Consider the following 5,688-nt stretch of genomic DNA (forward strand, 5'->3'; position numbering starts at 1 on the left):
GCTTTTCTCTGTGTGCTCTGTGTTCTCCGTGCCCTCTGTGTCTACAGATTTGGCTGTTTAAAACCTGGGTTGGTTCTCAACACGGGCCATCCGACTCTCCCGCCAGTATCTCCGGCTGGCACAGCATCTGTACTTCATCCAGCTGATAGTCGCCTGACAGCACATTGGCGATCAGGCCGGCCATATGGCGGCCGGGGTGGTGGTGGGCTGGCTGGATGACGGCGGTGATATTGATGCCATTGAGCAAGGTGTCCGGCGGGCTGCCGTCGTAAACGATCACCGACATCTGCCGGCCAATGGCCACGCCGCGGTCCAGTAGCGCCCGTACCGCCCCTTCGCCGGCCAGATTGTTGTCGATGATGACCGCCGACGGCCACTGCGCTTGCTCCAGCAAACCCAGCATGGCGTTGTAGCCACTGCTGCGCGCCAGGCCGGCGCTGGGCATCCAGCGCGGCTCGACGGGCAGGGCGGCGGCGCGCATCGCCTCGATAAAGCCGGCGTGCCGGCCATAGGCAAAGTTGTAGTGCAAGGAGGCATGGATATAGGCGATGCGGCGATGGCCCAGCTCGACCAGGCGCTCCACCGCCATCCGGCTGCCGGCTGCATTGTCGAAATCAAACCACGGGTAGCCGCTGGCGTCGGCAGTGCGGCCATAGGCCAGAAACGGCACACCGGCCTGGCGCAGATAATCGATGCGCTCGTCCTGGCGCAGGGTGCGCGCCACGATAAAGCCATCAACCCGCCGCCCCGTCACCAAGCGGTCATAGGTGTCGAGCTCGCCTTTTTCGGTGGCTGAAGCAATCAGCAAATCGATATGCTGGGCCGCCAGGCCTTCGGTCAGCCCGGCGACCACGCTTAAAAAGCGCGGGTCGGCTACATCGCCATGCTCCAGCGGATGGACAATGCCCACCGCATTGGCGCGCCCCAGCGCCAGACTGCGCGCCACCGGATTGGGTTGGTAGCCAAGATTGCGCGCGGCCTCCACCACCCGCTGCCGAGTCTTTTCGCTGACATCGGAATAGCCATTCAGCGCGCGGCTGACGGTGGTCATGGAAAGTTGCAGATTGGCGGCCAGCGCTTTGAGGTCCATTGACGCCTCGGTTCAGGGTTCAGGGCAATAAGGGAATGGTACTCAGCCTGGGTTTGCCCGATTGCCTGTGCAGGAAAAAGCCACCGCCAGGCCGATGCCGGCACATCCCCAGATCAGCGCCGCGACCACTTCAAAGGTATTCCACAGTTCCGGATGAGTGGTGCCGAGCAGGGGTAGCAACAAGGCGCGGATCAGGCAGGCACCGGCCATGACAGCCAGACCGGGGCGCTGCAATGGCGGACGCGGAACGAGCTTGAGGGCAGAGGCGGCATAGTAGCCACAACTGCCCATCAGGGCTGCAATGACCAAGGCTGCAACCGGCGCCAGCCAGGTGCCTTCGCGGGCCGAGGTGGAGAATCGGGGAGGCGCGCGGAAAAACTCGAACCAGCTAGCACCACCAAACACTGCGCCGATGTGTATCACCACGCCTGCAGCAGCAATCAGCATGGTGAGATAGATCCATAGCTTGCTTCGATGTCCCATATTTCCCATTTCTGGCCGATTGCGCACTCCAGCCCGGCGAACTGACGTGCCAAGCCTGCCAATTTATCAGGGTTTTCATCGGGTGGCTGATCGCCGCTTCTGTCTGCGGCATTGGCCGCGCCACAAAAAAAGCAGGCGCGAGCCAGCTGTGGTTTAAGTAGCAGGCATACCGCGCCAGAGAGGAGTGAACAAAAGGGAGGGCACAAGGCCCTCCCAAAATACCGGTGCCACCCGACCAGAACGGGCGGCGGACCAAACCAGATTTGCAAGCTTGCGATTTGCGCGTACCGATACACACCTACCGCGACGCTTCCAAAGCGGTTTGGATCGTATCTCAAAACGCTTTGGTAAGTAAACTACAAATCAGCGGGCCGAGCCGTTGCACGGTTTTGTTATGCTGCCGGACTAAGCAGATTGCAGGCGTTCGAGTAGCTGCCTTGCGGAAGCAAAACTACAGGTGTCGTCCATGAATATGCAGTCCAACCGCGCGCGCTGGCGCGGCATTGTTGCGCTTACCGCCGTGTCGTGCGCCGCGCAGATCGGCCAGTTCGGCATCGCCTTTGTGCTCTATCCGCTGGCACTGAGTGCCCGTGGCGGCGCACCCTGGCAGCTGGGCCTGGTTGGCGGCGCCCTGTGGGCGGGGATGGCGGCGGGCTTGTTGCTGGCGCCGCGGCTGATCCGCCGCCATGGCCATGGCGCGACGGTTGGGGCTGGCCTGCTGGTGAGTGGCCTTGCCCTGCTGCTAAGCCCCAGCCTGCCAACATCGAGCTGGGTTGCATTGGCGTTTGCCTGTGGCCTGGGCATGGGCTTGCGGTGGATCGGCAATGAAACCTGGCTGTACGACATCTTGCCCGAGAAGGCACGCGGCCGCCTGGTCGGGCTGCATGAAACCCTGCTGGGCATTGCTGCGGTGCTTGGCCCGGTTTTGATTGGCTGGCTGGATGCGGCGGGCAGTCGCATTTTCGTCGTGGCGGCAGCTTTTTGCCTGCTGGCGGCCCTGCCGCTGTATCTGGCGCGAGCCTATCGGGTTCCGGCTCATGCCGACCATGAATCGGCATCCTCCTTTGCCGCCTGGCTACGGGGCCTGGCGCGCCCCGGCGCGCTGATCGCCGGCCTGGGCGGCTTGATGGAAGGGGCGCTGCTGGGGCTGTTTGCTGCCTATGCCGGTTGGCGCGGCCTGGATACTGCGCAGGCGGCATGGCTGCTGTCTGCCTATGGTGCCGGCGCGATGCTGTTGCAGTTCCCCTTGGGCTGGCTGGTCGATCATCGTGGCTTGCGCGTGGGCACCGTGGTAACGGCTGTCCTGACCGCCGTATGTGCGGTGCTGCTGTGGCCGGGGTTGTGCAATGGCTGGACGCTGGGCGCGCTGATGTTCGTGTTTGGCGGGGCGCAGGCCGGTTTCCTTACGCTGGGCATGATTGCCGCCACCGACGGACTGGGCGGCGCGGAAATGGCTGGCGAGGTGAGCCGGGTATCGCTGGCCTACTCAGGGCTGTCGGCGCTAGGCGCACCCTTGGTGGGCCTGCTGATCAGCGCCAGCAGTGGCGCGGCCTTGCTGGTATTCACCGTCATCGTCGCCTTGCTGCTGGCAACGCTGGTTCAGCGCCACCCGCAGCTGCGATCGTCCGTGGCGGCTAGTTAAGGCCGCTTGTGGTGCGTGATTTTCCGCCTTTCTTCTGATCTACTGACGCGCCGCGGGGGCAGAGGTGGAATCGATCAGCACAAAGCGCTCGCAGGCAATTCACCAATGCAAAAGCCCCGGGTCTCCCGGGGCCTTCCACACAGTGCGCGCAGTCCAGCAGGTAGCAAGCGCTCAAAGCTTTGGTATACGAATCCGGCTGATCATCAGCGAGCCGGAAATGGCAAACATCAGCACCAAGGGGTGAAAGCGGAAGCCGCCCAGGGTGACGACGCCGAACCACATATGCTCGCCCAATGCGCCTTGCGGCACGGCGGCCGCAAGAATGCCGACCAGCAAGATGGACGTGGGAATGGGCGTACCTTCGAAATACTTTACCTTGCCGCTGCCTTCTGACAGCTTTTCGGCGGTGACGTTGTAGCGCGCCAGCCGCGATACGCCACAGGCGACGAAAAACAGCAGCACCACCCGGTCGAACAGGCCCTGCATGCCGCAGCCATAGGCAATGGCGGCCGGAGCTACGCCAAACGAGATCACATCGGCCAGGGAATCGAGCTCACGACCCATGGCCGAACTCTTTTGCCGCCAGCGGGCGATGCGGCCGTCCAGCACATCGAACAACAGGGCAACGGGAATCAGGCCACAGGCGAAATACAGATGGATGACGTCATTGACCTGCAGATAGGTCATCACCGCAAACAGTGCACCGACGCCACAAAAGGCATTGCCGAGGGTAAACCAGTCGGCAAGGTGGAATTCGCGAATCATCGAAAACGGCTTGGGTCTATCCATAAAGGCCTCCGGCATTGCATTGAGCAATGCATGGTAATGGAAACTCGCCGGATTGGCAGCGCATGTATTGGCTTGACGGATGGCGAATCAGCGGGTTTCCCCGGTGCGGCCGAACCTGGTGAGGCCGCGCCATAGCCAGGCTGCCAGCAGGGCCGGTGCCCATACCCATTGCAATTCGCTTTGCAACACCGCCCAGCCACGCGCACTGAACATCGGCGCCACGCCGATCGGCGAGACAGCAATAGGCTGAAGTGGGGCGAAAATGCGTTCGCTGGAAAAGGGCCAGAGCAACGCCGGCCCGAGCCCGCCGCTGGTCAGGCTGTCGAGCAAGCCATGCGAGGCCATGGCGACAAACAAATAGGCGAAGACGCGCGGCCATCGCAATTCGGCTGTGCGCAAGCACGTCGCCAGCAGTGCCGCACACAGCGCGGCAAACAGCAGGGAATGGCTGAAGCCGCGATGGCCGAATGGCGAGGCATAGGGAATGCCGAGCTTGAAGGCCAGCACATCGAGGTCGGGCAGCATCGACAGTGCGATGCCGGCAAGCAGCAATCGCCCTGGAATGCGCGGCGCAACGGCGACCGCCAGCGCGATCGGCACGGCTGCGTGCGACAGGATGGTCGGCAATCAGATATCGCCTTCTGCCAGATTGCCATTCTCTTCCAGCCAGGCGCGACGGCTGCTGGCTTCGCCCTTGCCCATCAGCATGGTCATGATGCGGCGGGTATCGTCTTCCATGGCGTCGAAGTCGATCTGCAGGGTGCGGCGCGTGTCCGGGTTCATGGTGGTGTCGAACAACTGCTCGGCATTCATTTCACCCAGACCCTTGAAGCGGCTGATGCTCCAGCTGCCTTCGCGCACCTTTTCCAGGCGCAGCTTGTCGAGTATCGCTTCCAGCTCGCCATCGTCCAGCGCATAGAATTTGCGCGGCGGCTTGTTCTTGCCGCTGCCGGGCACGTCGATGCGGTACAGAGGTGGCTGGGCGATATGGATATGGCCGTTTTTCACCAGCTGCGGGAAATGGCGGCAGAACAGCGTCAGCAGCAGTACCTGGATATGCGAGCCGTCCACATCGGCATCGGACATGATGCAGATCTTGCCGTAGCGCAACCCGCTCAGGTCGGCCGGGCCGTTCAGGGTGTGCGGGTCAACGCCGATGGCGACCGCGATATCGTGGATTTCGTTATTGCCATATAGCTCGCCGGCATCCACTTCCCAGCTGTTCAACACCTTGCCGCGCAAGGGCAGGATGGCCTGGAAATCCTTGTCGCGTCCCTGTTTGGCGCTGCCGCCGGCCGAATCGCCCTCGACCAGGAATAGCTCGCGCCGCGATACATCGTCGCTGGTGCAGTCGGTCAGCTTGCCCGGCAGCACTGCCACGCCGCTGGTTTTCTTTTTGACTACCGTCTTGGCCGCCTTCATGCGGCTCTGCGCCTGGCGGATGGCCAGCTCGGCCAGTTTCTTGCCGTAATCGAGATGCTCGTTCAGCCACAATTCGAACGGGTCGCGTACCTGGGTGGAGACCAGGCGCAGCGCATCGCGGCTCGACAGCCGCTCCTTGGTCTGGCCCTGGAACTGCGGGTCGAGCACCTTGGCGCTCAGCACGAAGCTGGCGCGGGCAAACAGGTCTTCCGGCAGCAGCTTCACCCCCTTGGGCAGCAGGTTGTGCAGGTCGATAAAGGTC

At 62.7% G+C, this 5,688-nt stretch carries 6 protein-coding genes; 1 reads left to right on the top strand and 5 read right to left on the bottom strand.

Annotated features, from left to right (window positions below; translation table 11 throughout):
• Positions 1 to 76: 76 nt before the first annotated feature.
• Entirely contained in the window at positions 77 to 1,090 is a 1,014-nt protein-coding gene (locus ACE3OH_RS18605) for a substrate-binding domain-containing protein (protein ID WP_374356718.1), read from the bottom strand.
• 42 nt (positions 1,091 to 1,132) lie between these two features.
• Positions 1,133 to 1,573 (bottom strand): hypothetical protein, encoded by a 441-nt coding sequence (locus ACE3OH_RS18610; protein ID WP_374356721.1) that lies wholly within the window; start codon positions 1,571 to 1,573, stop codon positions 1,133 to 1,135.
• A gap of 466 nt (positions 1,574 to 2,039) precedes the next feature.
• Here ACE3OH_RS18610 and ACE3OH_RS18615 point away from each other — a divergent pair, with 466 nt between their 5' ends.
• The gene (locus ACE3OH_RS18615) at positions 2,040 to 3,215 is read left to right on the top strand and encodes an MFS transporter (protein ID WP_374356724.1); all 1,176 of its coding nucleotides are present in this window, start codon (positions 2,040 to 2,042) and stop codon (positions 3,213 to 3,215) included.
• Positions 3,216 to 3,386: 171 nt separating this feature from the next.
• On the opposite strand, the gene pssA is transcribed toward ACE3OH_RS18615, so the two are convergent.
• The 3 genes from pssA to ACE3OH_RS18630 form a co-directional block, all read right to left on the bottom strand.
• Positions 3,387 to 4,004, bottom strand: coding sequence for a CDP-diacylglycerol--serine O-phosphatidyltransferase (gene pssA / locus ACE3OH_RS18620; RefSeq protein WP_374356727.1), 618 nt, complete (start codon positions 4,002 to 4,004; stop codon positions 3,387 to 3,389).
• Between the two features lie 87 nt (positions 4,005 to 4,091).
• Entirely contained in the window at positions 4,092 to 4,631 is a 540-nt protein-coding gene (locus ACE3OH_RS18625) for a metal-dependent hydrolase (protein WP_374356730.1), read from the bottom strand.
• Positions 4,632 to 5,688 (bottom strand): toprim domain-containing protein (locus tag ACE3OH_RS18630; protein ID WP_374356733.1); only part of this gene is annotated, 1,057 nt, incomplete at its 5' end.

This window comes from Chitinimonas sp. (assembly GCF_041904975.1).
GTDB lineage: Bacteria > Pseudomonadota > Gammaproteobacteria > Burkholderiales > Chitinimonadaceae > Chitinimonas.

Excerpts from the sequence above, each read along its gene's own strand:
- ACE3OH_RS18605 (WP_374356718.1), bottom strand. The coding sequence starts at position 1,090 with ATGGACCTCAAAGCGCTGGCCGCCAATCTGCAACTTTCCATGACCACC.
- ACE3OH_RS18610 (WP_374356721.1), bottom strand. The coding sequence starts at position 1,573 with ATGGGACATCGAAGCAAGCTATGGATCTATCTCACCATGCTGATTGCT.
- ACE3OH_RS18615 (WP_374356724.1), top strand. The coding sequence starts at position 2,040 with ATGAATATGCAGTCCAACCGCGCGCGCTGGCGCGGCATTGTTGCGCTT.
- pssA (WP_374356727.1), bottom strand. The coding sequence starts at position 4,004 with ATGGATAGACCCAAGCCGTTTTCGATGATTCGCGAATTCCACCTTGCC.